Origin of the sequence: Mycobacterium sp. TY815, assembly GCF_030755135.1 — a bacterium.
Classification (GTDB): domain Bacteria; phylum Actinomycetota; class Actinomycetes; order Mycobacteriales; family Mycobacteriaceae; genus Mycobacterium.
The window spans coordinates 1,688,369-1,715,188 of the sequence record NZ_JAUFRX010000001.1; the positions used below are offsets into that span (position 1 = coordinate 1,688,369).

General features: G+C 67.5%; 25 protein-coding genes and 1 pseudogene. 7 read left to right on the plus strand and 19 right to left on the minus strand.

The genetic code is table 11. The features are described from left to right. Positions 1-21: 21 nt before the first annotated feature. The 4 genes and pseudogenes from QXK92_RS06880 to mutA all read right to left on the minus strand — a co-directional run bounded on the left by QXK92_RS06880 (position 22) and on the right by mutA (position 6,619). Positions 22-1,308, minus strand: a complete 1,287-nt coding sequence (locus QXK92_RS06880; RefSeq protein ID WP_306240923.1) for a serine hydrolase domain-containing protein — start codon at positions 1,306-1,308, stop codon at positions 22-24. Positions 1,309-1,360: 52 nt separating this feature from the next. Further along, positions 1,361-2,346 (minus strand): annotated as a pseudogene (gene meaB / locus QXK92_RS06885) (methylmalonyl Co-A mutase-associated GTPase MeaB). Positions 2,347-2,504: 158 nt separating this feature from the next. Then, the gene (scpA, locus tag QXK92_RS06890) at positions 2,505-4,757 is read right to left on the minus strand and encodes a methylmalonyl-CoA mutase (protein WP_306240925.1); all 2,253 of its coding nucleotides are present in this window, start codon (positions 4,755-4,757) and stop codon (positions 2,505-2,507) included. Positions 4,758-4,759: 2 nt separating this feature from the next. Next, positions 4,760-6,619 (minus strand): methylmalonyl-CoA mutase small subunit, encoded by a 1,860-nt coding sequence (gene mutA, locus QXK92_RS06895; protein ID WP_306240926.1) that lies wholly within the window; start codon positions 6,617-6,619, stop codon positions 4,760-4,762. A gap of 192 nt (positions 6,620-6,811) precedes the next feature. On the opposite strand from mutA, the gene QXK92_RS06900 reads away from it, so the two are divergent. Both QXK92_RS06900 and QXK92_RS06905 read left to right on the plus strand, forming a co-directional pair. Beyond that, positions 6,812-7,582 carry a TVP38/TMEM64 family protein gene (locus tag QXK92_RS06900; RefSeq protein ID WP_306240928.1) on the plus strand — a complete coding sequence of 257 codons (771 nt, stop codon included), beginning with the start codon at positions 6,812-6,814 and terminating at the stop codon, positions 7,580-7,582. Between the two features lie 31 nt (positions 7,583-7,613). Next, positions 7,614-8,462, plus strand: a complete 849-nt coding sequence (locus QXK92_RS06905) for a S1 family peptidase (protein WP_306240929.1) — start codon at positions 7,614-7,616, stop codon at positions 8,460-8,462. Positions 8,463-8,527: 65 nt separating this feature from the next. Here QXK92_RS06905 and QXK92_RS06910 read toward each other — a convergent pair whose 3' ends face one another. Beyond that, positions 8,528-10,036 (minus strand): HAMP domain-containing sensor histidine kinase, encoded by a 1,509-nt coding sequence (locus QXK92_RS06910; protein WP_306240930.1) that lies wholly within the window; start codon positions 10,034-10,036, stop codon positions 8,528-8,530. Further along, positions 10,033-10,743, minus strand: coding sequence for a response regulator transcription factor (locus QXK92_RS06915; RefSeq protein ID WP_306240931.1), 711 nt, complete (start codon positions 10,741-10,743; stop codon positions 10,033-10,035). Before QXK92_RS06915 ends, QXK92_RS06910 begins: the two co-directional genes overlap by 4 nt. Before the next feature lie 77 nt (positions 10,744-10,820). Between QXK92_RS06915 and QXK92_RS06920 the strand changes: the two genes are divergently transcribed. The 3 genes from QXK92_RS06920 to QXK92_RS06930 all read left to right on the plus strand — a co-directional run bounded on the left by QXK92_RS06920 (position 10,821) and on the right by QXK92_RS06930 (position 12,390). Next, a complete protein-coding gene (locus QXK92_RS06920; RefSeq protein ID WP_306240932.1) occupies positions 10,821-11,105 on the plus strand; it encodes a hypothetical protein in 285 nt (94 codons plus the stop codon). A gap of 73 nt (positions 11,106-11,178) precedes the next feature. Then, positions 11,179-11,679, plus strand: coding sequence for a hypothetical protein (locus QXK92_RS06925; RefSeq protein WP_306240933.1), 501 nt, complete (start codon positions 11,179-11,181; stop codon positions 11,677-11,679). Positions 11,680-11,916: 237 nt separating this feature from the next. Continuing rightward, positions 11,917-12,390 carry a nitroreductase family deazaflavin-dependent oxidoreductase gene (locus QXK92_RS06930; protein WP_306240934.1) on the plus strand — a complete coding sequence of 158 codons (474 nt, stop codon included), beginning with the start codon at positions 11,917-11,919 and terminating at the stop codon, positions 12,388-12,390. On the opposite strand, the gene QXK92_RS06935 is transcribed toward QXK92_RS06930, so the two are convergent. Genes QXK92_RS06935 through QXK92_RS06945 form a run of 3 tightly spaced genes read right to left on the minus strand, consistent with a single transcriptional unit; the run spans position 12,387 to position 14,356 of the window. Then, complete coding sequence (locus QXK92_RS06935; RefSeq protein ID WP_306240935.1) at positions 12,387-12,743, minus strand: DoxX family protein; 357 nt, start codon at positions 12,741-12,743, stop codon at positions 12,387-12,389. The genes QXK92_RS06930 and QXK92_RS06935 overlap by 4 nt on opposite strands. Before the next feature lie 9 nt (positions 12,744-12,752). Beyond that, positions 12,753-13,898 (minus strand): SPFH domain-containing protein, encoded by a 1,146-nt coding sequence (locus QXK92_RS06940; protein WP_306240936.1) that lies wholly within the window; start codon positions 13,896-13,898, stop codon positions 12,753-12,755. Between the two features lie 23 nt (positions 13,899-13,921). Beyond that, the gene (locus tag QXK92_RS06945) at positions 13,922-14,356 is read right to left on the minus strand and encodes an NfeD family protein (protein WP_306240938.1); all 435 of its coding nucleotides are present in this window, start codon (positions 14,354-14,356) and stop codon (positions 13,922-13,924) included. A gap of 57 nt (positions 14,357-14,413) precedes the next feature. Between QXK92_RS06945 and QXK92_RS06950 the strand changes: the two genes are divergently transcribed. Further along, positions 14,414-15,310, plus strand: coding sequence for a hypothetical protein (locus tag QXK92_RS06950; RefSeq protein ID WP_306240940.1), 897 nt, complete (start codon positions 14,414-14,416; stop codon positions 15,308-15,310). Here QXK92_RS06950 and QXK92_RS06955 read toward each other — a convergent pair. From QXK92_RS06955 to QXK92_RS06970, 4 genes are all read right to left on the minus strand, one after another. Then, positions 15,307-16,308 carry a ferrochelatase gene (locus tag QXK92_RS06955; RefSeq protein ID WP_306240941.1) on the minus strand — a complete coding sequence of 334 codons (1,002 nt, stop codon included), beginning with the start codon at positions 16,306-16,308 and terminating at the stop codon, positions 15,307-15,309. The two genes, QXK92_RS06950 and QXK92_RS06955, sit on opposite strands and share 4 nt — an antisense overlap. Positions 16,309-16,314: 6 nt before the next feature. Then, a complete protein-coding gene (inhA, locus tag QXK92_RS06960) occupies positions 16,315-17,124 on the minus strand; it encodes an NADH-dependent enoyl-ACP reductase InhA (RefSeq protein WP_306240943.1) in 810 nt (269 codons plus the stop codon). A gap of 21 nt (positions 17,125-17,145) precedes the next feature. Next, on the minus strand, positions 17,146-17,913 hold the full coding sequence (gene fabG1 / locus QXK92_RS06965) for a 3-oxoacyl-ACP reductase FabG1 (RefSeq protein WP_306240945.1): 768 nt from the start codon (positions 17,911-17,913) through the stop codon (positions 17,146-17,148). A 72-nt stretch (positions 17,914-17,985) separates the two neighbouring features. Beyond that, positions 17,986-18,573, minus strand: a complete 588-nt coding sequence (locus QXK92_RS06970; RefSeq protein ID WP_306240946.1) for a TetR/AcrR family transcriptional regulator — start codon at positions 18,571-18,573, stop codon at positions 17,986-17,988. 159 nt (positions 18,574-18,732) lie between these two features. Between QXK92_RS06970 and QXK92_RS06975 the strand changes: the two genes are divergently transcribed. Continuing rightward, positions 18,733-20,454 (plus strand): cytochrome bc complex cytochrome b subunit, encoded by a 1,722-nt coding sequence (locus tag QXK92_RS06975; protein WP_306240947.1) that lies wholly within the window; start codon positions 18,733-18,735, stop codon positions 20,452-20,454. Positions 20,455-20,584: 130 nt separating this feature from the next. Here the strand turns inward: QXK92_RS06975 and QXK92_RS06980 are convergent, their stop codons facing one another. The 6 genes from QXK92_RS06980 to QXK92_RS07005 form a co-directional block, all read right to left on the minus strand. Further along, on the minus strand, positions 20,585-21,592 hold the full coding sequence (locus tag QXK92_RS06980) for a VWA domain-containing protein (RefSeq protein WP_306240948.1): 1,008 nt from the start codon (positions 21,590-21,592) through the stop codon (positions 20,585-20,587). 28 nt (positions 21,593-21,620) lie between these two features. After that, positions 21,621-22,532 (minus strand): DUF58 domain-containing protein, encoded by a 912-nt coding sequence (locus QXK92_RS06985; protein WP_371934195.1) that lies wholly within the window; start codon positions 22,530-22,532, stop codon positions 21,621-21,623. Positions 22,533-22,564: 32 nt separating this feature from the next. Next, on the minus strand, positions 22,565-23,677 hold the full coding sequence (locus QXK92_RS06990; RefSeq protein WP_306240950.1) for a MoxR family ATPase: 1,113 nt from the start codon (positions 23,675-23,677) through the stop codon (positions 22,565-22,567). A gap of 153 nt (positions 23,678-23,830) precedes the next feature. Continuing rightward, positions 23,831-24,553 carry an NlpC/P60 family peptidoglycan endopeptidase RipB gene (gene ripB / locus QXK92_RS06995; protein ID WP_306240951.1) on the minus strand — a complete coding sequence of 241 codons (723 nt, stop codon included), beginning with the start codon at positions 24,551-24,553 and terminating at the stop codon, positions 23,831-23,833. 9 nt (positions 24,554-24,562) lie between these two features. Then, entirely contained in the window at positions 24,563-25,984 is a 1,422-nt protein-coding gene (ripA, locus tag QXK92_RS07000; RefSeq protein WP_306240952.1) for an NlpC/P60 family peptidoglycan endopeptidase RipA, read from the minus strand. Positions 25,985-26,217: 233 nt separating this feature from the next. Next, a complete protein-coding gene (locus tag QXK92_RS07005; RefSeq protein ID WP_306244241.1) occupies positions 26,218-26,778 on the minus strand; it encodes a DUF6676 family protein in 561 nt (186 codons plus the stop codon). Positions 26,779-26,820 lie beyond the last annotated feature (42 nt).

Consider the following 26,820-nt stretch of genomic DNA (forward strand, 5'->3'; position numbering starts at 1 on the left):
TCAGTCCACCCAGCCCCGCGCCTACCCCGCGACCTGTCCGGGCTCCGTGTACGGCGCACCCAGCCCGTGCACCGGCCGGTAGCCGCGCTTGCGCGCTCTGCCGGCGGCCTGCCGGATCATCTTGTACAGCGCGAGGAACGCGGCGTGGTCGGTGGCGACGAACGGCGTCAACAACCGGTTGTGCACGACGGAGAACGCGACCCCGGTCTCCGGGTCGTTCCATCCCACCGAGCCGCCCAGACCCACGTGACCGAATCCGGGCATCACATTGCCGATCGGCAGGCTGTGGTAGCCGAGATGGAAGGCCATCGGCACGAAGATGTTGCGGTCGCGCTGGACGACCTTCTCCCCCGTCAGGCCGGCCACCAGCCGCCGCGACAGGAACCGGGTGCCGTCGACCTCTCCGCCGTTGGCGATAGCGCCGTACATCCGCGCCAGCGCGCGGGCCGTCACCACCCCGTTGGCCGCAGGGATCTCGGCGTCCAGCATCGCCATGTTGCCCTGCACCGCCGCGATGACGCCGGGAAAGTACATGGACCGGTATCCGCCGGAGAATGAGTTGGCCACCCGCTGCACCGCACAGGTCAGAAGCCGGTTGGCCGCCATGTCCTGCGGCATGATGATCTCGGCCGCGCGGGTGGGCGAGCCGGCGGGTGGGCGGCCCAGGTGGAAACCGTCGGTGCCCAGCGGTTGGGCCAGCTCCTCCCGGAACAGGACGCGCATGTCCTTGCCGGTGACCGCCCGGGCCAGCCCGGACATCAGCCAGCCGAAGGTCAGCGCGTGGTAGGCCGGCTTGCCCAGCAGCCGTCCCGGTGACGCCGCGGCCAGTCGCTCCTCCATCAGCACGTGATCCAGCAGCTCTTCCTGGGTGGCCCCGCGCAGCCCCGACAGGCCGGCGGTGTGCTTCATGACGTCGCGCACCGTCATCTTCGCTTTGCCGTTGGCCCCGAACGAGTGCCAGTACTCGGCGACCGGTGCGTCGTAGTCGATCAGCCCGCGGTCAGCCAGCCGGTGAATCACCGTGGCGGCCATGCCTTTGGTGGCCGAAAAGACCATCGGGGCGGAGTCCGCCGACCACGGCACCTTGCCGTCGCGGTCGGCCCAGCCCTTCCACACGTCGACGACGGGCTGCCCGTCGAGATAGACCGCCAGTGCCCCGCCGCCGAAGCGGTGACCAGGGAACATGGTGGAGAATGCACGAACGACGCAACCAAAGTGGGAGTCCGCGGCACCGAACACACCATGCCCTGCGTCAGGGGCATCGTGAGAAGGAACAGCGCGGCGATCGACTCCGATGTCTACCGTCACGGCTTTGAATTTACTTCGCTTTCGTAGAGTCCATGGGCGAACCCGGACAAATTTACCGATCCGTTAGGTGGTTGCGACCTCAAGTATTTGCTGGGCGGCTAAGGCCGGGGTGAGCTCGCCGTCGCGCACCTGCCGTTCGACGTCCCGGCGGATCTTTCGCACCTCGGGATTGGACATCACCTTGTCCAGCACCGTGTCGCGCACCATCTGCCAGGTCCAGTCGACCTGCTGCTCGCGCCGCCGCGCCTCGAACTGGCCGGCCCCGGTGAGCACTTCGCGATGCTTCTGAATGGTGTCCCACAGCTCGGCCAAGCCGGTACCCTCCACCGCGCTCATGGTGAGAACCGGTGGCCGCCATAGCGATTCGCGCGGATGGATCAGTCTCATCGCCCCGGCGAGTTCCCGGGCCGCCATCCGCGCGTCCTTGAGATGCTCGCCGTCGGCCTTGTTCACCACCACGATGTCGGCGAGCTCCAGCACGCCTTTCTTGATGCCCTGCAACTGATCCCCGGCGCGCGCCAGGGTCAGCAGCACGAATGTGTCGACCATGTTGGCCACCGCCACCTCGGACTGCCCGACACCGACGGTCTCGATCAGGATCACGTCAAAACCGGCCGCTTCCAACAGCACAACGGTCTCCCTGGTGGCCTTTGCTACCCCACCGAGGGTGCCCGACGTCGGAGACGGCCGGATGTAGGCGTCGGGGTGCGTCGCCAGACGCGCCATCCGGGTCTTGTCACCCAGGATGGAGCCCCCGGTGCGCGTCGAGGAGGGGTCGACGGCCAGAACCGCGACCTTGTGGCCCTGCTCGATCAGGTGCATGCCCAGGGCTTCGATGGTGGTGGACTTGCCCACCCCCGGCACCCCGGTGATGCCCACCCGGTGCGCGTTGCCGGCGTCCGGAAGCAGGGCCAGCAGCAGCTGCTGGGACCGTTCGCGATGATCGGCGCGGGTGGATTCGAGCATGGTGATGGCCCGGGGCAGCGCCGCGCGGTCGCCCGAGCGGATCGCGTCGGCGAGCTCTTCGACAGATGTCATCTACGCCGCCTGCCGCGACGTGGCCGCGACACTGAACCTGCGCACCCGACACGCCGCGCGAAGCGTGCGTCGTCGCAGTCTCGGCGAAAACTCAACGTCGCGCCAGCGAGTACGGCGTGGCTCCTGAGACAGGCGTGAAAGTTGTGGCATTCCGCACACTAGTCCAGGTCGTACCCCAGCCGGTCGGCCAGCTTGTGCAGCAGGCCGATCGCGGAGTCGGCGATCACGGTCCCCGGCGGGTAGATGGCGGCGGCACCGGCTTCATACAGCTCGTCGAAGTCGCCGGGCGGAATGACCCCGCCGACCACGATCATGATGTCCGGACGTCCCACCTCGGCCAGCGCGTCCCGCAACGCCGGCACCAGCGTGAGGTGGCCCGCGGCCAGCGAGGACACCCCGACGACGTGCACGTCGTTGTCGGCGGCCTGCCGGGCGACCTCGTCCGGCGTGGAGAACAGCGACCCGACGTCCACGTCGAACCCGATGTCGGCGAACGCCGTCGCGATCACCTTCTGACCGCGGTCGTGTCCGTCCTGGCCCATCTTGGCGATCAGGATCCTGGGACGACGGCCGTCGGCCTCGGCGAATTTCTCGACGAGTTCGGTTGCTTTGGCGATGTTCGGGGCCGTTCCCACCTCGTCACGGTAGACGCCGGCGATGGTGCGGATCTCAGCCTGGTGGCGTCCGTAGACCTTTTCCAGCGCGTCGGAAATCTCCCCCACGGTCGCCTTGGCGCGGGCCGCCTTGATGGCCAGCGCCATCAGGTTGTTGCCCAGCCCGTCATCACCGGCAGGACCTTGTGCGGCGGCTGCACGACTCAGCTCGGCCAGAGCCGCCTCGACGGCCCCCGCGTCCCGGTCTGCCCGCAACTGCTCCAGCTTGGCCAACTGCTCGGCGCGCACCCGGCTGTTCTCGACCTTGAGGACCTCGATCTCTTGGTCCTCGACCACCTGATACTTGTTGACCCCGATCACCGGCTGCTGGCCGGAGTCGATGCGGGCCTGGGTCCGCGCGGCCGCTTCCTCGATGCGCAGCTTCGGGATGCCTTCGCCGATGGCCTGGGCCATGCCGCCGTGCTCGGCGACCTCCTCGATGTGCGCCCGCGCCTTCTGGGCCAGCTGATGAGTCAGCCACTCCACGTAATACGAACCCGCCCAGGGGTCGATCGGCCGGGTGGTGCCCGATTCCTGCTGCAACACCAACTGGGTGTTGCGCGCGATACGGGCGGAGAAGTCGGTGGGCAGCGCCAGCGCCTCGTCGAGTGCGTTGGTGTGCAACGACTGGGTGTGGCCCTGAGTGGCGGCCATCGCCTCGATGCAGGTGCGGGCGACGTTGTTGAACACATCCTGAGCCGTCAGCGACCAGCCCGAGGTTTGCGAATGGGTGCGCAGGGACAGCGATTTGGAGCTCTTGGGATCGAACTTGGCCACCAGCTCGCTCCACAGCAGCCGCCCGGCCCGGAGTTTGGCGACCTCCATGAAGAAGTTCATCCCGATCCCCCAGAAGAAGGACAGTCGCGGGGCGAACTTGTCGATGTCCAGGCCGGCATCCAGGCCCGCCTTGATGTACTCGACACCGTCGGCCAGGGTGTAGGCCAGCTCCAAATCGGCTGTGGCGCCGGCCTCTTGGATGTGGTAGCCGGAGATCGAGATCGAGTTGAACTTCGGCATCTTGGCGCTGGTGTAGGCAAAGATGTCAGAGATGATCCGCATCGACGGCTTGGGCGGGTAGATATAGGTGTTGCGGACCATGAACTCTTTGAGGATGTCGTTCTGGATGGTGCCGGCCAGCTTCTCCGGCGGCACCCCCTGCTCCTCGGCGGCCACCACATACAACGCCAGGATCGGCAGCACCGCGCCGTTCATGGTCATCGACACCGACACCGACGACAGGTCGATGCCGTCGAATAGCTGGCGCATGTCGAGGATGGAATCGATTGCCACACCGGCCATTCCGACGTCACCCTGGACGCGCGGGTGGTCGGAGTCGTAGCCGCGGTGAGTCGCCAGGTCGAAGGCCACCGACAGACCCTTCTGGCCCGCGGCCAGGTTGCGGCGATAGAAAGCGTTGGATTCGGCGGCGGTGGAGAACCCCGCGTACTGCCGGATTGTCCACGGCTGGTTGACATACATGGTCGGGTAGGGCCCGCGAAGGAAGGGCACCTCACCGGGGAACGTGTTGAGTGGATAGCCTTCTTCACCGGCCGCGGCACGGTCTTCGGCGATGTATACCGGCTTGACGTCGATGCCCTCCGGGGTCTGCCACTGCAGCTGGTCGGGGGTGTACCAGTGGGCTTTTGCTGCCGCGGCGACGTGCTCTTCGACCGCCGCCTCGGTGGGCTTCGGCAAGGGCCGGTCGCTGTGCAGCGGAACGTCGGCGAAGCTTCCGATTGAAGGAACTGTAGCCGTCACCGTTATGCCCCCAATCTGGTGAGCAGACTCGAAAGCGCTTCGACTGCATTGATTTTCGCGGTCAAATACTCGTCGGGCCGATATTCGGCATCGCCCACGGCTTTTTCGGGCCCGGCCAGGTACACCCGTTCGATTCCGGCATCGCGGGCGGCCTGCACCACACCGGAAACCTCGTCGGGATAGCGCTTGTCGGTTCCGCAGATCACCGCCGCCGTGGGAGACCCCGCTGCCAGGGCGGCCTGTGCGACGCCCGCGGCGTCGACGGTGCCGGGGTTGATCGCTTCAATACCACCGGATGCCAACAGGTTTGCGGCAAAGGTGGTGCGGATGTTGTGTTCGGCCAGCGGACCCAGCGGCAGTAGCAACACCTGCGGCCGGTGGTCGTGCTCCGCGAGGTAGGCGTCGGAGCGGTCGCGCAGCGCCTCGAACTCAGCGGCGTAACGCCGCAGTTGCCCAGCCCTGCCGAGCGAATCACCCTGTGGCAGCGGAGCTTCGCCGAGGTTCGGGAATTCGTTGACGCCGGTGATCGCGATCCGGCGGTGCGCGATGTCGTCGGCGCGCCGGGCGGCCAGCGAACCGATCTCGCCGGCCAGAAAAGCGTGGGCGTCGACGAATCCACCTCGGGACTCGATGGCCTGGAAGTGTTCCCACGCCCGCTCGGCCAGCTGCCTGGTGAGGTCCTCGACGAACCACGAGCCGCCGGCCGGGTCGAGCACCCGCCCGACGTGCGACTCCTCGAGCAGCAGCAACTGGGTGTTGCGGGCGATGCGGCGCGCGAAGCTGGTGGCCGTGCCCGGCCAGCCACCGGGGATGGACACGTCGAACGCGTAGACCAGCACGGTGTCGGCGCCGCCCACACCCGCGCCGAAGGCCGCCAGCGTGCAGCGCAGCATGTTCACCCAAGGGTCGCGCTGCGTCATCATCGGCAGCGATGTCTCCGCGTGCACGACGGCCGCGCCGCCGTCGGGATCGCCCGCCACCTCGGCGACGCGGGCCCACAACTGTCGCACGGCGCGCATCTTGGCCAGCGTCATGAACTGGTCGTCGTCGGCGGCGAGCCGGAAGCTGATCTGGCGCAGCGCCTGCCCTACCGGCAACCCGGCTTCGGTGAGCTCCCGCAGATAGGCGACCGCCGCGGCGATCGTCGCGCCGAGTTCCCACGCGGCGGTGGCACCCAGGTTGTGGAAGGCGGGTCCGTCGACGGTGACCGCCCGTACCCCCTGCTGATCCGCGGCGCGTTTCGCCACCGCGATCACGTCGTCCAGTGTCGGTGCGGCGCGTTCGCTCAGCGTCGCGGTGAGCGGGTCGGCGCCCAGGTCGACCGACACGGTCGCGCGCTGGTCCGCCTCGACCTGCCCCACCAGCGCCAACACGGCGTCCGCGGCCGCAACGTAATCGGCTCCGGCGTCGATGATGACCGGGGCCATGCTCAGATAGACGCCTTCGAGCAGCCCTGACAGCTGGTCGGGAGCTACACCAGACTCCCCCACCCGCAGCAGCAGTCCGCTGACGCCTTCACCCAGCGCAGCCAGCAGCGCGCCATTGGCCTCCGCGACGGGCGCGCCGGGCAGCGGAAACGCTTCGACGACCTTCCAGCCGGACTTCACGTCGCGCGACGGGTCGCCGCCGCGCACGAAGGGCCACTGGCCCGGCAATGGCGGCTCGGGCAGTTCGTCGAACGCGGTGTACAGCGGCCGGATGACGAACCCGTCGTAGGTCGGGGTCTCCAAGCGCTCTTCGGGGTGGTCGCCCAACTCAGCCGGGTCGATCCGCGCGCTCTTGGCCAACACACCGGCAACTGCACTGCGCCAGCGCCCGCGAACCTGTTCTAGGTCGGCGAGTTCGGGTACGTCAATGGACACCGATTTGCTCCTGTTTCCGCAGCAATAAGCAGTCTTGTTGAGGCTCACTTCCGGGTTGTCGCTTAGCTAATCAGGCTAATTGATCGGCACCGGAATCCAGGAATCGAGGTGCCGCCGAGCGGAACACCGCGCCGGCGAAACGCCAGCCCTGGGAAACTCGATATTCATTTTCGCCCCGTACCCTTGGAAGCCGTGACGACCGCCGCCATCAGCAAAACCACCGATACGGTGCGCGGCATCGCCATTGCTCTGCTCGCGGCCGCACGACAGGCATCGGTGCCGCGAGTGGTGGCAACCGTGGTGGGAATCACAGTTCTGGTGGCCGTCGCACTGCTGGTTCCGCTACCGACAGCGGTGGAAATGCGTGACTGGGCCCGCTCGCTGGGGCCGTGGTTCCCGCTGGTGTTCTGGCTCGTGCACACCGTCGTCACCGTGCCGCCGTTCCCCCGCACCGCATTCACGCTGGCGGCCGGCCTGCTGTTCGGTCCGGTGGTTGGCGTGCTGATCGCGGTGACCGCGAGCACCGCCAGCGCCGTGCTGGCGACGCTGCTGATCCGCGCGACGGGCTGGCGGCTCAACCGCCTGGTGCAAAGCCGCACGATCGGACGGCTCGACCAGCGACTGCGGGAGCGGGGATGGCTGGCCATCCTCTCGCTGCGGTTCATTCCTTTCGTGCCGTTCTCGGCGATCAACTACGCCGCCGGCGCCTCGGCCGTGCGGGTGCTGCCCTACATGTGGTCCACGGTCGCCGGCCTGCTGCCCGGCACCGCGGCCGTCGTCATCCTGGGCAACGCGTTCGCCGGCGACGCCAACCCGCTGATGGTGCTGGTGTCGGTGTGCACCGGCGGGCTCGGGTTGTGCGGGCTGGGTTACGAGATCCACCAGTACCGGCAGCACCACCGGCACACGGCGGAGCAGGCGCCGGTCTCCGAGCCCGAGCAAGAACCGGCGGTGACGCCCTGACGGCTGGGCTGGCCGCGCAGGGTCGGTTCTGATGTCTCAGGCGCAGTTTTTGCGCACGGTGGCACTGCTGGCCGGCGCGTTGGTATCGGCGGTGGTCGCGTTGTGGCCGTTGCTCGCGCGTGGACAGTCGCGCGCCTACAGCTGGCGACTGTCGATCGTCGCGCTGCTGAGCACGGCAGCGTTCGTGGCCGCCATCTTTCTGCCCGGAGTCCGCAGGCCCGTCGCGCAACCCCTCGTCGACCTGCCCCCGTTGCCCACGATCGGACCAGGCACCGCGGTCGCTGTCGCCTTCGCCGACGGGACCGGCGGAATGGCTTGTACAGCAGGGTTTCTCGTGCGGACCACCGGCGGCGACACCGGACTGCTCACCGCGGGGCACTGCAACAAGGCCGGTGAGGCCAGCCGGGTGAGCATGAACTCCGGCGCCCGTCCGTACCAGAGCGTCGGGACGTTCACCCAGACCGTCAGCGAGGGCACGCGCGGCGAGGCGCACGACATCGGTCTGATCACCCTCGACTCCGACACCATCCCCCGCAGCGCCTCGATCGCCGGCTCGATGCCGGTCGCCCGCGTTGCCGACGCGGTGCAGGTCGGTCAGCAGCTGTGCAAATTCGGCATGAAGACGGGCCGGGTCGAATGCGGACAGGTCACCGAGGTCACCGAGAGCAAGGTGGTCTTTCTGGCGGCCAGCCAGTGTGGCGACTCCGGCGGACCCGTCTACCTCATCCAGCCCGACGGCGCGGCGGCGGTCGGAATACACATCCGCGGCGGGCGAATGAATGACCCGAACCCTGGATGCTCAATTCCCGCAACGTTTTCCGTTGCCGAATTGGTGCGGCCGTGGCTCGATCAGTGGGGGCTGACGGTGGTGACGGGCTGACGCGCCCCTTTCCTCTGACGGCGAGATTGCCACCACGGTTGTGCGGTTTGCCCAATGCACAGCCGTCACTGCAATCTCGACATGGACCCGGGCAGCCTGCCCAGTGGCAGACTCAGCCGGAACCGGGCGCCGCCGTCGTGCGGTAGGCATACCAGGTCACCGCCGTGCGCCCGGGCCAACGCGCGCGCGATCGGGAGTCCGAGCCCGGCGCCGCCGTGGTCGCGGGCGCGCCCCGCGTCCAGACGCACCAACCGCTCGAAAATGCGGTGCCGCTCGTCGTCGGGTATGCCCGGTCCGGTGTCGGTGACGGTCAGCTGTGCCGCCGCCGCATCCGCACTCACGTCGACCGTCACAGCGCCATCCGCGGGCGTGTGCCGCCGCGCGTTGTCCAGCAGGTTGGACAGGATCTGCGCCACCCGGGTCGGGTCCGCCGGGACCGTCAGCTGCTCGAGGCCGGTCCGCGCGACCGAGAGCTGCGGCGCCAGCATCGCGGCCCGCTGCACCTCGGCGTCGGCGACGGCCGCGACGTCGGTGTCGTGGATATCGAGCGGCAGTCCGGCGTCGATACGGCTCAGGTCCAGCATGTCTGCGACCAGCCGGCCCGCACGCCGGGCATCGGACTGCAGCAGGCTGGCCCGCCGGTACTGCGCACTCGCCTCCGACTCGCTCTCGTGGGCGGCGAGTTGTTCTGCGGCGGCTTGCATACCCGCGATCGGGGTGCGCAACTCGTGCGCGGCGTCGACCAGGAACTGCCGGGTCGCGGCTTCGGCCCGCTGTGCGGCTTCGGCCGCCTGCTGCGCACGCAACTCCGAATCTTCCAGCGCATCCAGCATGCCGTCGAAAGCGGTTGCCGCTCTGCCCAATTCGGTGTCAGCCCGAGACGGGCGCAGCCGCCGGCCACGATCACCGGTGGCAATGTCCCCGGCCAGCGTGGTCAATCGATCCAACGGCCGCAACGCGGCCTTGCTGACGGCGACGAGCAACAGCGCCGCCACCACAAGCGTCACCAACCCGGCGCCGATCATCAACTGTCGCAGCTGCCGGGTCACCTGGGTGGTCTGCGTGGTGTCCGCAACCAGGATCAAGCGGGCGCCGTCGGGCAACGGGTGCACCACCACGGTGGCACTGCCGTCGGGCGGCGGTCCGGGCGGCGGTGGCGGGGGCATCATCGGCGGCCCCGAATCCGGGCCCGACGGCGGGATCGGCAACGGCCCCGGCGGGCGACCGAGTGGGGGTGGAAACCCCGGCGGCGGCACCACCGAACCGGCTTTTGTGTCGGGGCTGATGCCGGGATCGCCGTAGGTGGCTCCGTCGGCCATGACCACCAGGGCGCGCACGGTGCCCCCGTTGAGCTGCGCGGCGAGCAGATCGGGCGGCGTGTTGGCGGCCACCAGTGCATCGGCCCTCGACGTCGCTGCGAGCAACCGGTCGTGCAAGTCGCGGCGGGCCTGCATGCCCAGCGTGACATCGATGGTCACGCCGAGCACCGCCAGCAGCACGCCGAGCAGCGCCACCACCAGCAGCACCACCCGACGCTGCAGCGACGGGGTGGCGGTGGTGGGGTCGGCGGTCATGATCGCTGCGGCTGCAGGCGGTATCCGATGCCGCGCACGGTCTGCAGAATCCGTGGCCCGTGGGTTTCGAGTTTGCGCCGCAGGCTGCTGACGTGGACCTGCACCAGATTCGCGTCGTAGGCGTCGTAACCCCACACCGCGTTCAGGATCTGGTTGGCGCTGACGATCCGGCCGCGCTGTTCGACCAGGAACTGCAGCAGCCGCAATTCGGTGGCGGTGAGGTCCAGCGGGTGTCCGTCGCGCGCCGCCACCCCGGCGTCGGCGTCGAGGATCACGTCGCCGAACTGCACCACTTTCGGCAGGCGTCCCCGTCGCCGCAGTACCGCGCCCACCCGTGACACCAGCTCGGCGAGTTCGAAGGGTTTGACGACGTAATCGTCGGCACCGCCGTCGAGGCCGCGCAGCCGGTCGGGCAGACCGTCACGCGCCGTGATCAACACGATTCCGACGTCACCGTAGTCGCGCACGACGTCGATGAGTTCGAATCCGTCCCGGCCCGGCAGCATCACGTCCAGCACCACCAGATCGGGACGAAGGCCCGCCAGCGCTTCCTCCAATCCCTCACCGTCGCAACGGGTGTCGGTGTGATAGCCGACGTCGGCCAGGGCCTCGCTGACCATTTCGCGGATGGTCTCGGAGTCCTCGACCACCAATACCCGGGGAGTGCCGACACTGAACTGATCCGTCGCCGTTCGGCTGTCCGTCATGCCCCCATTCTTATGCGCGACCACGACGTGGCCGCGAATTTGGCGCCGTTTTCGCGGTGACGGCGCACAATCCACACATGACCTCCGACCGCACCAACCCCCCAGCACCAGCTCGACGGTATTCCACCGGCGCGCTGGTGGGCGCCGGCCTGGCCGGCGTAGCAATCGGCGCGGCTGCCGCATTCGCGGTGACCGGCCTGGTCTTCACGGTTCGCGTCGAACTACCCCCGCCGCCCTACCCCCAGTTCTCGTCTGCTGTGCCGACCCCGCCCCCGGCGTTGTCGAGCGTGGTGCCGACATCGACGTCGCCCGGGCTGCTACCCGAGCGGCCCGCGCTGCCCGGACCACCCGGGCCGCCCTGATTTCTTCAGATCCACTTCAAGTTCGGCTTCTACCGTCGCGGTTACCAACTCATCCAACGACGTGAGGAGTCGCATGACCTCCGACGACAACACGACTGATCCCGCTGCCGCCCCGTCTTCAGCACCCGTTGCACCCGTTGCACCCGTCGCTGCGGACAAACGCCGCTTCTCCACCCGCGTGGTGCTCGGCGCGGGGCTGCTCGGCGGGCTTTTCGGCGCAGTCTTCACCGCCGGCGCCGCCTTTCTGATCATGGCGTTCGGTTTCGGGCCTCCCCCGCCACCGCCAGGACCCGGATTCGGCCCGCCCGGGATGTCGCACTACGGCTTCCCGCCGGGCGGCCCAGGCGGACCGGGGGGACCGGGCGGTCCCGGCGGGCCGATGGCCGCACCGAAAGGCCCGCTGGGCATGGCACCGCCGATGGGACCGGGTGGCCCCGGCTTGCGGCCGCCATTCCCCGGCGGACCGCCTCCGATGGGGCCAGGCGGACCGGGTGGACAGCCGCCGCCTGCACCGGGTCAGGTGCCGGCGCCTCCGTCAGCCGGCCCGAGCCCGTCCCCCACGGCCCCGCGGTAGTCAGTCCCCAGACCGGCGAGGGTGCGCACGGTGCGCACCCTCGCCGGTCGCGGGTATGCGCGGCGGCACGACCCTCCCCGCTGGCGCGGCGGCACGACCCTCCCCGCTGGCGCGACCATCCCCGCTGGCGCGAGCGTGCACACAATGCCACGCCCAACGGCGTGTCGTTGTACCTACCTGCACGCTCGCGGCGTGATGCAGGGCGCGTGGCATCCTCGATTAGAGGGGAGGCTTGCGATGACATCTCACGCATTCGCCCGGACCGGGGCATGGCTGTTGCGCTCCCGCCACCTGGTGCGCGCGCCGATCTGGATCTACCGGGCGCGAGCCGGGGCACTGTTCGGATCCCGCACACTCATGCTCGAGCACATCGGCCGCAAGACCGGGCGGCCACGCTACGTCGTGCTGGAGGTCGTCGACCGTCCCGCGCCCGGCAGCTACGTAGTCCCCTCGGGATTCGGGCGAAAAGCCCAGTGGTTCCGCAACATTGAGGCCAACCCGCACGTGCGGGTCTTCGTCGGCAGCCATGCGCCGGCACCCGCTACCGCACGGATCCTCAACCCTGACGAGGTGGACCGGGTACTGGCGCGGTACCGCGACCGTCATCCTCGGGCGTGGCAGCAGTTCAAGCATGTGCTGGCGGAGACACTCGGCGCGCCGATCACCGACACCGGCGCCCCGCTGCCGATGGTCGAGCTGCGGCTCGACTAACTGTCCTCGGGGCCCTTCGCCGCCATCGCCGCGAACAGCGCGAGGAACGCCACCGCCGGTGCAGCGTTGGCCACCTTGTCCCGCACCCGGATGTGAGCGCCCACAGCCAGCACGAAATAGAGGGTGAGCATCGCCGTCGTCAGCCGGGCCAACCCCGGGAAGCGGGTGACCGACGCCAGCCCCACCGCGGCGGCGGCCTTGACCACGGGCAGAACGGGCCGCACGTTGTCCGGAACTTCGACGGTGTCCAGCACCTTCTTGATCGGGGGCACCTGGACGGCGCACGCTACCGCGTCGACGGCATGAAAAGTTGCCAGCGCCGCATAGATTTTCGGTGAAGTCAGAGTGCTCATCCCCTGATCCTATTGACGCAACTCCGGGGGCGCGCCCAGCGGCCGGTCTACCGGCTTGTTCGCGATCGCCTCGGCCTTGGCGACCGCCTGAGCGACGGTCGGGTCGGTTTCAGTGGAGAACCAGTCCGCGACCTCGGCGTCCTCGGCATCAGCGGCATGCCGCGGCGGCTCTTCGGCCGGAGACGGTTCGAACCGGAACACCCCGTCCTCACCGGGCTTGCCCAGCATGCGGGTGAAGCCCTGCAACGCCGCATTGAAATCACTGGGCACCACCCACACCTTGTTCGCGTCGCCGCGGGCCATCTCCGGCAGGGTCTGCAGGTACTGGTAGGCCAGCATCTCGGGTGTGGGCCGACCGGCTTTGATCGCGGCAAACGTCTTCTCGATGGCCTTGGCCTCACCCTGGGCGCGCAGATAGGCCGCGGCGCGCTCACCCTGGGCGCGCAGCACCCGGGACTGCCGGTCGGCTTCGGCGGACAGGATCGCGGCCTGCTTGGCACCCTCAGCAGCCAGGATCTGGGACGCTTTCTGGCCTTCTGCCTGCATGATCGCGGCCTGTCGGGTGCCTTCGGCGGTGAGGATCATCGCGCGCTTCTCACGGTCGGCCTTCATCTGCTTTTCCATCGACGCCTGGATGGACGGCGGCGGGTCGATGCTGCGCAGCTCCACGCGGGCGACTCGCAGGCCCCACCGGCCGGTCGCCTCGTCGAGCACGCCACGCAACTGGGCATTGATCTGGTCGCGCGACGTCAGGGTCTGCTCGAGGGTCATGCCGCCGACCACGTTGCGCAACGTAGTGGTGGTCAGCTGCTCGACCCCGACGATGTAGTTGCTGATCTCGTAGACCGCCGCCTGCGGCACGGTGACCTGGAAGTAGACGACGGTGTCGATGTTGAGGGTCAGGTTGTCCTCGGTAATGACGGGCTGCGGCGGGAAGGAGACCACGCGCTCCCGCAGGTCCACCCGTGCCCGGATGCGGTCGATGAACGGCACCAGCAAGGTCAGCTGACCGCTGACCGTGCGGCTGTAACGGCCCAGCCGCTCAATGACCGCCGCCTCGGCCTGCGGGATCAACGCCACCGACTTGGCCACCACAATGATCGCGAAGATCACCAGAACGGCCAGCAACACCAGACCAGCTACCGCACCTTCCACCGGGATTCCCTTTCTCGAAAGCCCTACATACTCTGAAACACCACCGCGGTGGCCCCGTCGATTCTCACCACAGTGACCGACTGTCCGGGTTCGTAGACGTCGGTGTCGTTGAGCGGGCGCGCCGTCCACATCTGGCCGTCCAGCTTCACCCGTCCCTCATCCCGGGCGACCCGGTCGAGGACCACCGCATTCTTGCCCTCCAGCGCCTTGATGCCCATCGGCGGAACTTTCGCCGGCAGCAGCCGCCGCCTGAGGGTCGGGCGAACCACGGAAAGCAGCAGCACAGAGACGATCAGAAACACCAGTCCGTCGGCCCACACCGGCCAGTCGGTCAGCCAGCTGGCGCCGGCCGCGGCCAGCGCGCCGCCGCCCAGCATCAGCAGAAACATGTCTCCGGTGAGCGCTTCGGCACCGGCCAGCACCAGTGCGGCGATCAACCAGATCAGCGCGGCGGGCATGGGCACAGAATACGCGCGATCCACCTCGATGGCGGCGAACAACTACACTGCGAGGTCATGTGGTGCCCAAGTGTTTCGCTGTCCATGTGGGCCAACGCCTGGCTCGCCGGCAAGGCCGCGCCCGACGACGTCTTGGACGCGTTATCACTTTGGGCGCCAAGGCAATCGGTCGCCGCGTATGATGCGGTCGCGGCGGGTCACACCGGCCTGCCCTGGCCTGATGTCAACGATGCCGGTACGGTGTGTCTGCTGCAGACACTGCGTGGGGCGGTCGGCCGCTCCACGTCTTCGCTCCGCGGCTCGATCAACGTGGTGCTGCCGGTACCCGGTGACGTGCGGGGTCTTTTCGCCGGAACGCAGTTCGCCACCGACGCACTGACCGCCGGTGAGGCCGTGATCATCAGCCATCCGACCGATCCTCAGACGGCGATCGGCCTGGTGCCCGATTTCACCTACAGCGATACCGAAGACGGCCACGAAGTCTCGGAGCCCGAATTGTGTGCGCTCACCTGGATGGTGTACTCGCTGCCCGGCCCTCCGGCCTTCGACTACCACGATCTCGGCGGCGCCGAATACGACCTGCGGTCAGCCGTGCGGTCGGCCGCCGACGCGCTGAGTGCGATGGGACTGGGATCGTCCAGCGGCGTCGACAATCCACGCGAACTGGTCGAACAGTTGATGGAATCCCAACGCCAGCACCGGGTTCCCGATCATGCACCATCGCGTGCGCTGCGCGTGCTGGAGAACGCGGCACATGTCGACGCAATCATCGCCGTCAGCGCCGGGCTCAGCCGGCTGCCCGACCGGATGACCGCCGCGCCGGAACTCGTTGGCACCCAATCGTCCTCAGAGGGTCAGATCGCCAACGATGCATTGCGGCCGTTGACTGCCGTGGTGCGCTCAGCCCGGATGGCCGCGGTCGATGAAATCCTCCACTCAGCGTGGACTGACTAGCCGGCTGCGCAGTGCGGTGGACGGCACGGGGCGCCGTCGACACTGCCCAGACAGCCCGGCACCGGGCCGGGACCGTTGACCCGCACCGGCTCTCGGCCGTCGCGCAGTTCGTCGATCAAATCGATTGCCAGCCGGGCGAATCGAGGATCGGCGTTGGGTGTGCCGGCGCGCGCCAAAGCGACGCCCAATTCGTCGGCCTGCAGGCGCAGTTCATGATCGAGATCCCAGACCACCTCGATGTGGTCGGCGACGAACCCGATGGGACAGACGACGACGGCTTCGGTGCCGGCACCGGCCAGCGCCGCGAGATGGTCGCCGACATCCGGTTCCAGCCACGGCACCTGCGGCGGGCCGGAACGTGACTGCCACACCAGGTCGTGTTCGGCGTAGCCGGCCGCCTCGGCGACAAGCCTTGCCGCATAGGCGACTTGGCGACTGTAAAGGTTCGGCCCGCAACGCTGGTCGGCGCCGGTGGGGATGGAATGGGCGGTGAAGACCAGGCGCGCGCCCGGGGGCACCGTCGCGGCGGCCGTGGTGACCGCCTCGGCGAACATCTCGACGAACAGCGGGTGGTCGAAGTAGGTGCGCAGCTTGACCAGCTCCGGTGCCCCGGAACCGGCTGCCGCGCGCGCCCGGGCGATGTCCTCGACGTACTGGGTGCAGCTGGAGTAGCCACTCCACGCCGAGGTGGTGAAGGTGGCCGCACGGCGGATACCGTTGTCCCGCATGGCCGCAACGGTGTCCTCGATGTAAGGCGCCCAGTTCCTGTTGCCGAAGTACACCGGCAGGTCCTGCTGCCTCTGCAACTCGGCTATCAGCGCACGGTTGATGCCGTTGATCGGTGAGACACCGCCGAAATGCAGGTAGTGCTCGGCGACGTCATCGAGGCGTTCCGGCGGCACATTCCTGCCGCGGGTGACGTTCTCGAGGAACGGCCGGACCTGTTCGGGCCCTTCCGGTCCGCCGAACGACAGCAGCAAGACCGCATCGAATTGCATTGTGTGTCAGAGCAACTGAGTGTGGGCGCCGCCGTCGGCGTAGATGATGTCACCCGTGGTCGCCGGGAGCCATTCAGACAGCAGCGCGCACACCGTCTTGGCGACCGGGGTCGGATCCTTCATGTTCCAGCCGATCGGCGCGCGCTGGTCCCAGCCCTCTTCGAGCAGCTGGATCTGGGCACCCGCTTCGTCGCCCAGCGCACCGCCGACGATAGCGGCCATGGCCAGCGTCCGGATCGGCCCTGCCGCAACGAGGTTCGAACGCACGCCGTACTTCCCGGCCTCGCGCGCGACGAACCGGTTGACCGATTCCAGTGCGCTCTTGGCAACCGTCATCCAGTTGTAGGCCGGCATCGCGCGGGTGGGGTCGAAGTCCATGCCGACGATGCCGCCGCCCGGATTCATGATCGGCAGCAACGCTTTTGCCAAGGATGCGTACGAGTACGCGGAGATGTGGATGCCCTTGGACACGTCCTCGTAGGGCGCGTCGAAGAACGGGTTGATGCCCATCCCGCTCTGCGGCATGAACCCGATCGAGTGCACGACACCGTCGAGCTTGTTGCCCTCGCCGATGACCTCGGTCACCCGGGCAGCCAGACTGTCCAGGTGGTCCTGGTTCTGCACGTCGAGTTCGATCAGCGGCGCCTTCTCCGGAAGCCGGTCGCAGATCCGCTGGATCAGCCGCAGCCGGTCGAATCCCGTCAACACCAGCGAAGCGCCCTGCTCCTGAGCGACTTTGGCGATGTGGAACGCGATCGACGAGTCGGTGATGATCCCGGACACCAGGATCCGTTTGCCTTCGAGCAGTCCTGCCATTATTTCGTCCCCTCTTTGCTTCTAGTGGCCCATGCCCATGCCGCCGTCGACCGGGATGACCGCACCGGAGATGTAGCTCGCGTCCTCCGACGCCAGGAAGCTGACCACCCCGGCGACCTCGGCAGCGGTGCCCACCCGTTTCGCCGGGATGAATTGCAATGCGCCCTCCTGGATCCGCTCGTCCAGGGCACGGGTCATGTCCGTGTCGATGTAGCCCGGCGCGACCACATTCGCGGTCACGTTGACCTTCGACAGCTCCCGGGCTATCGAGCGCGCCATCCCGATCACACCGGCCTTGGAAGCCGCGTAGTTGGCCTGGTTGCCGATGCCCCAGCTGCCGGAGACCGACCCGATGTAGATCAGCCGGCCGAACTTCTTGCGCTGCATGCTGCGTGCGGCGCGCTGGGTCACCCGGAAGGCGCCGGTGAGGTTGGCGTCGATGACCTTCTCAAACCGCTCTTCGGTCATCCGGATGAGGAACGCGTCCGCGGACAGACCGGCGTTGGAGACCAGCACCTCGACCGGGCCCTGGTGCTCCTCGACCTCCTTGAAGGCGCGGTCGACGGCGTCGTTGTCGGTGACGTCACACTCGACGGCGAACAGACCCTCGGGCGCGCCCGATCCGCGGTGCGTGACGGCTACCTTGTGGCCGTCGGCGGCCAGCCGCTGCGCGATCGCCAGGCCGATCCCCCGGTTTCCGCCGGTGACCAGGACTGAACGGGATACGAAAGGGGGTCTGCCGCCCTCGGTGGCGGCCTCGCTCGTGGTGTCGGTGGCTGTGTCAGTCACCCCGACAACCTAGCGCCTCGGGGCTTTGCGGCCGAAATTGGGCCTGGGGACGGACGGGCACGTCCACCGGGGTCACCGACCAGCGGTTCGGCGCACGTTGCGCAACACCATGTCCACCGCCGCCTCGATGACGTCGTCGTCGGGCACCGTGCCGAACATCAGCGACGGGCACGCGACCACCCCGGAGAGCATCGAGATCGCCGCTTCCAGTTGCGCACCGCCGAAGGCGCCTTCCAGGATGCCGCGGATGGTCCGCTGACCGTCGGTGTTGATCTTGTCGCGGACCTCTTTCATCACGTCGTCCGTCGCCCACTGCGTCATCGCGGACAGCACCTGGTCGAGCCGGTGGTCGAGCACCGCCTGCCGGAACGTGGTGAGCTCGCCGATCAGGTCGGTGCGGAGATCTCCCGTGGGAACGTGATGCTCAACCTCGCCGAGGGCCTCCAGGGCGATCGCAGCAAGGTCGAACCGGGTAGGCCAGTGCTTGTAGAGCGTGGTCTTGGAGTAGCCGGCCCGCTGGGCCACGTGAGCGTGAGTCAGCGCGTCGGAGCCTTCCTGAACCAGTACGTCGAACGCGGTGCGCGCGACGTCGGCACGGGTTCGGATGATCCGGGCGTCCTCGCCCTGCTCACCACCCGGGGCGCCGCGGCCAGGTGTCATCGAAACGCGTCCTTCCCGCTGCCAACGTTCGCGGTCGATCATGGAGAAAGTTAGCTGATGAACATCCAGGCCAGAAGCGTATTGCCCATTCATTAATGAACGAGTAGTACATTAATGAAAGATCTGTACTGCAATGCTGCCGAGTCAGAAGGTTCGCCGATGAGTCCGAAAATCGATGCCGGCGCGGTGCTGGGCCGCCAGGCCGACGAGATCGATACCCGCTATCACCCGTCCGCGGCGCTCCGGCGTCAGTTGAACAAGGTCTTCCCGACGCACTGGTCGTTCCTGCTGGGCGAGATCGCGCTGTACAGCTTCGTCGTCCTGCTGCTGACTGGCGTCTACCTGACCTTGTTCTTCGACCCGTCGATGAGCGAAGTCACCTACAACGGCGTCTACCAGCCGTTGCGGGGAGTCGAGATGTCGCGAGCCTACGAAACGGCACTCAACATCTCGTTCGAGGTGCGGGGCGGGCTGTTCGTGCGCCAGGTTCACCACTGGGCGGCATTGCTGTTCGCCGCTTCGATCATGGTTCACATGGCGCGCATCTTCTTCACCGGCGCGTTCCGCCGGCCGCGCGAGGCCAACTGGGTGGTCGGGTCGCTGCTGCTGATCCTGGCCATGTTCGAGGGCTTCTTCGGCTACTCGCTGCCCGACGACCTGCTGTCGGGCACCGGACTGCGCGCGGCGCTGTCGTCGATCACCTTGGGAATTCCGGTGGTCGGCACCTGGCTGCACTGGCTGTTGTTCGGCGGCGATTTCCCGGGCAACATCCTGATCCCGCGGCTGTACGCCATCCACATTCTGGTCTTCCCCGGCATCATGCTGGCGCTGATCGGCGTGCACCTGGCGTTGGTGTGGTTCCAGAAGCACACCCAGTTCCCCGGCCCGCGCCGCACCGAACACAACGTCGTCGGCGTGCGGGTGATGCCGGTGTTCGCGATCAAATCGGGAGCCTTCTTCGCCGCGATCGTCGGCGTGCTCGGCCTGATGGGTGGACTGCTGCAGATCAACCCGATCTGGAACCTGGGCCCCTACAAACCTTCTCAGGTCGCGGCGGGCTCACAACCGGATTTCTACATGATGTGGACCGACGGCCTGGTCCGGCTGTGGCCGGCCTGGGAGTTGTACATCGGCCATTACACCGTTCCGGCCGCCGTCGCCGTAGCCGTGCTGATGGGCGTCATCCTGGGCACGCTCGTGGTGTATCCGTTCCTGGAGAAGCGGTTCACCGGTGACAACGCGCATCACAACCTGTTGCAGCGGCCCCGCGACGTTCCGGTGCGAACTTCGATCGGCGCCATGGCAATCGCGTTCTACATCGTGCTGACCTTCTCGTCGTTCAACGACATCATCGCCTACCAGTTCCACATCTCCTTGAACGCGATGACGTGGATTGGGCGGATCGGCATGGTGATACTGCCGCCGGTTGTGTACTTCGTCAGCTACCGCTGGTGCATCAGCCTGCAGCGCAGTGACCGCGCCGTGCTCGAGCACGGTGTCGAGACGGGCATCATCAGACGCCTGCCGCACGGCGCCTACGTCGAACTGCACCAACCGCTGGGCGCGGTCGACGAGCACGGGCATCCGATCCCGCTGGAATATCAGGGCACGCCAATTCCCAAGCGGATGAACAAACTTGGCCTGGGCGGACGACCCGGCTCGGGCAGCTTCCTGTTCGCCGATCCGCCGGCCGAAGCGGCCGCTCTGCGCGAGGCTGCCCACGCCGGGGAGCAGCGGGCCCTGACCGCGCTACGCGAGCGCCGCAATGGCGCCGGGGCCAATGGCGCCGGGGTCAATGGCGCCGACCTCAATGGCGCCCGGGGCAACGGTCACCACGCGGAGGACAGCGAGTCTTCGGTGGAGACGCCAAGATTGCGCTGAGCGCGCGCAGTGCGGCGCCGGTCCCTGTGCTTCATCGCCAGCGGCGCAGGCTCGCCGCCAGAGGCTCTGGCTTGTAGGCGCAGGCTCACCCGGGGAAGATCAGCCAGACCTTTCCGGCTGCGCAGCTGGACTACGTCGGCAAGCGGCGGTTGATCAGCAACGCAGCCAGACCGGCGATAGCCAGGACCAGAGCGCCGAGCCGCAGCCAACCCACGCTCGCGTCGCCCTTGATGGTCTCGTAGCCGATCTGCTGCTGCAGCGACGAGTACACCGCCTTGAGCTCGGCCAACGTGGCGGCGTTATAGGCGTTACCGCCGGACAGTTGCGCGACCTTCTTCAATGTCTCGTCGTCGACTGGCACGGGCTGACGCTGGTCGTTGATCTCGACGAAGCCGTACGGGGTGCCGAAGGAGATCGTCGAGATCGGCACGCCCTGGTCCTTGGCGGTGCGCGCGGCGGTGAAGGCGCCCTTGGGGTTGTCCGGGTTGGTCGGCATCGTCTCCTTGCCGTCGGAGAACAACACGATGCGCGCCGGCGGCGGCGTGTCGCCGCCACCGATCACCGCGCCGACGGTGGCGATCGCCTGCAGCGCGGTGAAGATGCCCTCCCCGGTAGCGGTCCGGTCGGCGAACTGGAGCTTGTCCAGAGCGTTCTTGGTGGCTTCCCGGTTGGTCGTCGGCGACACCAGCACGGTCGCCGTGCCTGCGTAGGCGATCAGCCCCAGGTTGATTCCGGGAGTCAGCTCGTCGGCGAACTGCTTGGCCGCTTCCTGCGCGGCCACCATCCGGTTGGGTTCGACGTCGGTGGCACGCATCGACTGCGACACGTCGATCACCAGCATCACCACGGCGCGGTTACGCGGAATCCGCACATCGTTCGTCGGCCCCGCCATCGCGATGGTGAAGAGCACCAGCGACGCCGCCAACAGAATCGCCGGAATATGCCGCCACTTCGAAGGCCGTTTCGGCGCAACGCTTTCCAGCAACTCCATGTTGGCGAAGCGCAGCATGCGCCGCTGCCGCGCCAGTTGCAGCACCACATACAGCGCGATCAGCCCGGCGACGACGAGCAGAAACAGGAAGAACCAGGAGTGTTCGAAGCCGGACAGCGACATCGGCCCCAGCAGCGGCAACGTCATAACAGACCCGTCATGTTGTAGAAGTCCGTCACCGGCGTCCCGCCATTGCCCCGCGCCGGCGGGAGGAGATGAAACGGACGATGTCTTCGATCCAGTCGCGGTCGGTGCGCAGCGTCATCACCGGGGCGCCGCAACCACGAATGGTGCGGGCCACGTCGTCACGATGTTTCGCCGCAGCCCGAGCGAAATCCGTCTGCAACTGGGCGTCGATGGTGAATTCGCGTACCGCCCCGGATTCGGCGTCCTGCAGCACCACGTCGCCGATGTCGGGCAGTTCAACGTCGCGAGGGTCGAGGACCTCGATGGCGAGCACCTCGTGACGGGCCGCGATCGCCCGCAGCGGACGCATCCAGTTGATCGGGCCCAGGAAGTCACTGATGACCACCGCCATTCCGCGCCGGCGTTCCGGCCGGCGTAGCGCGTCGATCGCCGCGGCCAGGTCGCCGCGTACCCCGACCGGCGCCTTGGGCGTGGTCGCGATGGAGCGCAACAAATTGTGCACGTGCTCCCGGCCGGACCGGGCCGGAACCCGAATCATGTTGTCGCCGTTGGAAATCAACGCGCCAAGACGATTGCCGCCGCCGACGTTGAGGTAAGCGATCGCCGCCGCGGCGGCCACCGCGAGGTCCCGCTTCTCACACACCGAGGTGCCGAAGTCGAGGCTGGCCGACATGTCGACGACCAGCCAGGTTTCCAGCTCACGGTCGGCGATCATCTGCCGGACGTGCGGATGGGTGGTGCGCGCGGTGACCGCCCAGTCCATCCGTCGCACATCGTCACCGGGCTGGTAGATCCGCGACTCCCCCGGCTCGCTGCCCGGCCCCGGGATCAAACCCAGGTGGTCGCCGTGCAGGATGCCGTCCAGCTTGCGGTTGATCGTCAGCTCGAGTGTGCGCAGCGCCGCCGACAACTTCGGGTCGTCGATGGTGCCGCGCAGCATCGAGGGCGGATGGCGAACCGCCTTTTTATCCGTCACCGACCGCCCGCCGCGGCGCCCTGCATCACCGGTGCCACCGAATGTCCTTGCTGCGGAACGGCATTCACCTGCGGCAAGGCCACCGTCTGCAGGACCCGGTTGATCACCGTCTCGGCGGTGATCTCGTCGGCGAGCGCGTCGTAGGTGAGCACCAGCCGGTGCCGCAGCACGTCGGGGATGACGTCGATGATGTCCTGCGGGATCACATAGTCGCGACCGCGCACCAGGCCAAGCGCCCGGGCCGCGGCGATGATGCCCAGCGAGGCACGGGGCGAGGCGCCGAACGCGATCCAGGTCTTGACGTCGTTCATCCCGAGTTGCTCCGGGTGGCGGGTAGCGGTCACGATGCGGACCACGTAGTCGACCAGCGCGTGGTGGACGAAGCTGTTGGCCGCGACACCCTGCAAACGCAGCAGGTCGCCGGTGTCGAGGATCTGCTTGGGCTGCGGCGGGGTGACGCCCATCCGGTAGATGATCTCGCGCTCTTCTTCGGGCGAGGGGTAGCCGACGTTGATCTTGAACAGGAAGCGGTCGCGCTGCGCCTCAGGCAGCGGGTAGACGCCCTCCTGCTCGATCGGGTTCTGCGTCGCCATCACCAGGAACGGGTTGGGCAGCGGGAACGTCTTACCGCCGATCGAGACGTGGCGCTCGGCCATCACCTCGAGCAACGCCGACTGCACCTTGGCGGGTGCACGGTTGATCTCGTCGGCGAGCAGGAAGTTGACCACCACGGGGCCCAGCTCAGTGTCGAATTCCTCTTTGCCCTGCCGGTAGATGCGGGTACCGACGATGTCGGTGGGCACCAGGTCGGGCGTGAACTGGATGCGCGCGAACGTCCCGCCGACCACGCGCGCGAAGGTCTCTACCGCGAGCGTCTTGGCGACGCCCGGAACGCCTTCCAGAAGCACGTGCCCCTTGGCGAGCAGGCCGACCAGCATCCGCTCCACCAGCTGGTCCTGGCCCACAATGATGCGCTTGACCTCGAAGATGGCCCGCTCCAGAGTGTGCACCTCGGCGGCCAACCCGTCGGCACCGCCGATTGGCGCCTCATGGGTGGGTGGGCCCGAATGAGCACCCTGGCCCGGGTAACCGCCACCTGCCGTTGTCATCAATAACCCTCCAGAGCTCATGCGGGACACAACTGCTGTCACGACCACTGTCGCGGGGCAGCGACGTGCCCGCGTTCAACTATTCCAGGCGTCTGGAATTCCGTCGACGTCGCCGGTTCCCTATTAGGCGACTCTCAGGGTCGCCCCACCGGCTCAGTACTCGATAATCCTAGTCAGATACGGCGTCATTCCCGGCTTGCGCACCGGGCTGACGGTGACTTTGCCCGCCAGGCTCGATGCCTCCAGCATCTGACCGTTACCCAGATACATGGTGACGTGCTGGCCGCCGTTCGGGCCGTAGAAGATGAGGTCTCCGCGCCGTGCCTCGTTCTGCGGAATGTGGCGCCCGGCGTTGTACTGGTCGCCGGAGAACCGCGGGATCAGCACGCCGACCCCGGCGAAGGCGTACCGCATCAAGCCGGAGCAGTCGAAACCGGTGGTGCCAGCACCGTCGTCGACGCCTTTGCTCGGACCATCCAGCGAGCCGCCACCCCAGGAGTACGGAACCCCCATCTGGGATCCGGCGCGCCGGATTACGTGCTCGATGGCCTGCCGCCCGTTGGCCCGCGGGATCCGGCTACCGCTGGTGTTGGCGGCCGCCGGAGCGGCCGAACCGCCCAGGTTGATGCCCAGCCCGGAAAGGAACTGCTGGCCGAGGTTGAGCGTGGTCTGGGTCGCCTGAGCGGTGGCCTGCAGCGAGGCGTTAGCCACGGCCAGCGGGTCGCCGGGAGCGCCCGCGCTGATCGCGGCAGGCAGGGTGGGATCCCACTCACCCGGTTCGGCCGAAGCCGGGGCCGGAGCGGCAACAGCGATCAACAGCCCGGTCACCAAGGCGGTGATCCAGACCAAGGAGAAGCGAAATCGCTTGTGACGCATGGAACCTCGTTAATACTCGATGTAGCGGATCACGAACGGCGTCATGCCGCTGGTGCGGACCGGCGCGGTGCGCACCTTCAAACCGATATCGGGCGCCTCGAGCATCTGGCCGTTGCCCAGGTAGATCGTCACGTGCTGGCTACCGCCGGGGCCGTAGAAGATGACGTCACCACGGCGCATCTGGGCGGTCGGGATCTTGCGGCCCAGGTTGTACTGCGAGCCCGAATAGTGCGGCAGCTTGATTCCCACGCCGGCAAACGAGTAGAGGACCAGTCCAGAACAGTCGAAGCCGGTGATGCCGGCACCCGAGTCGATTCCTTTGCTGGGACCCGCCGCGTTGCCACCACCCCAGGAGTAGGGCACCCCGATCTGTGACATGCCGCGCCGAATGACGTACTCGGAGGCCTGTCGCCCGTAGACCCGCGGGATGCGGCCCGACGTCGCCGCCGCCGGCGCATTGGTGATGCCGGTGTCGTCAGGTTTGAGGATGCCGAGCTGCTGCAGGAAGTTGCGCCCCATCTGGGCGGTCACCTGCGCCGACGTCGCCGAATAGCCCAGCACCTGATTCACCACGGCGATCGGGTCACCGGGGATGTTCGCGCTGGGCACCTGCGGCAGCGTGGGGTCCCAGCCGTCCCAGCGACGCCCGCCACCGGGTCCGTCGGCCGAGTCCCACATGCCTGACGGCGGCGTGCCCTGCCCGCCGGCCGCGTGCCATGCGACCAGTTGCGCGGCCTGCAGCTTGGCTTCGGCCTGCTCACGCTCAGCGGCGGCGCGGTTGACCTCTTCGCGCTGCTCGTCGAACTTGCGCCGGGTGTCACCGAGCGCCGCGACCGCCGCGTCTTGGCTGGACTTGGCGTCGGCGGCGGCTTTGTCGGCCTTCTGCTTGGCCTGGCGCGCAACGGATTCCTTATTCACCTGCTCGGTGCGCGCCCGCTGAAGCCTGGCCATCACCGCCTGCGAACTGGTGGTCATGGTCTGGGCCGCCGACGCGGCGGCGATCATGTCTTCGGGACTGCGAGCAGTGAGGAAGCCGTCCGACGGTCCGTTCATGTAGGTGGCCGCGGCGAAGGAGTTGAATCGCTGCTGGGCCGCGGCGATTGCCGCATTCGCGTCCTTGACCGATTGCTGGCTGGTTTCCAGCTCCCGCCCGGCGACCTCAGCCTGTTCCCGTGCTTCTTCGACGGCCACCAGCGCCTTGTTGACGCCCTCTTGCTCCATCTCGACGGCGTTGGCCAGGTCTTCCAGACGCTGGCTCGCCTTGGCGACGTTGGCGATGAGCACCGCCATCGAGTCAGCCGCCGGGTCCGCTCTGGCCATTCCGAGCTCGGGCGTGCCGAACAGCAGCGCGACGCTGAGCACGGTCGGCACAGCTGGCCTGACCAACCTGGCGGCGGTTCGCGAAGCAGAGCCCGGGCGTGTCCGTCTCATGCGACTTGGGTCTCCTATGGGCAAATCGGGTGTACGACGCGGGTTTTCACCTAGAGAGCAATTGGCATCAAGAGCATCAATCGCACCGTACGTCACACTTGTCGCTAAAGAAACGCAAGTCACAAATTGCACTCTGGAAGTGCGTTTACTGTGACCGAACAGTGACCTGTGGGGTTTGCCGCGATGAGCGGCGCCGACGTCGTATCAACGACGCCAAATAGATGAAAGCCAGGTTAAGTGCCCTGGCTATCGCCTGTCGAGGCAGTCTCGCTCGACGCCCCCGACGTTGCTGGCTGGCGGTTACCGAGCTGCAGCAACCTGGTGCCGACGGCTGCCGCAAACACCCCGATCAGCAAAACAATCGTCAGAGCCGTCCAGGGGAACTCGGGCGTGTTGAGTTCGTTGAGGAAATTCTGCGCAGACTGCACGGGATTGCCGGTTTTCGAGTGGTCCTCGCCGGCTTCGAGGGTCACCCGCGGGTAGTGGCTGCTGTAGCTGCCGACGTAGCTCGGACTGAGCACCAACACCGTGGAATCCGGGTAGTCGGCGCCGACAACGGTCGCGATATCGCGCAGTGGCGTGTCATTGGGCGGGTTGTGGTCGAGCAGGACGATCTTGAGGTTGATGCCATCACCGCGGGCCTGGCTGACCACTTCCTGCAGACCGGGTTCGACGTTCGGCGTGGCCGCGACACCGTCGGCGGCGACTTGCGCCTTGATCGAGTTGATGTCGACGTCCTGCGGGATGTATTCGGGCAGGAACGGGATCGTCTGCGGCAAATAGGTCTGCGGCAAATAAGTCAAAGTCGTCGCTCCTCCCACGGTGCTAGGAGCACC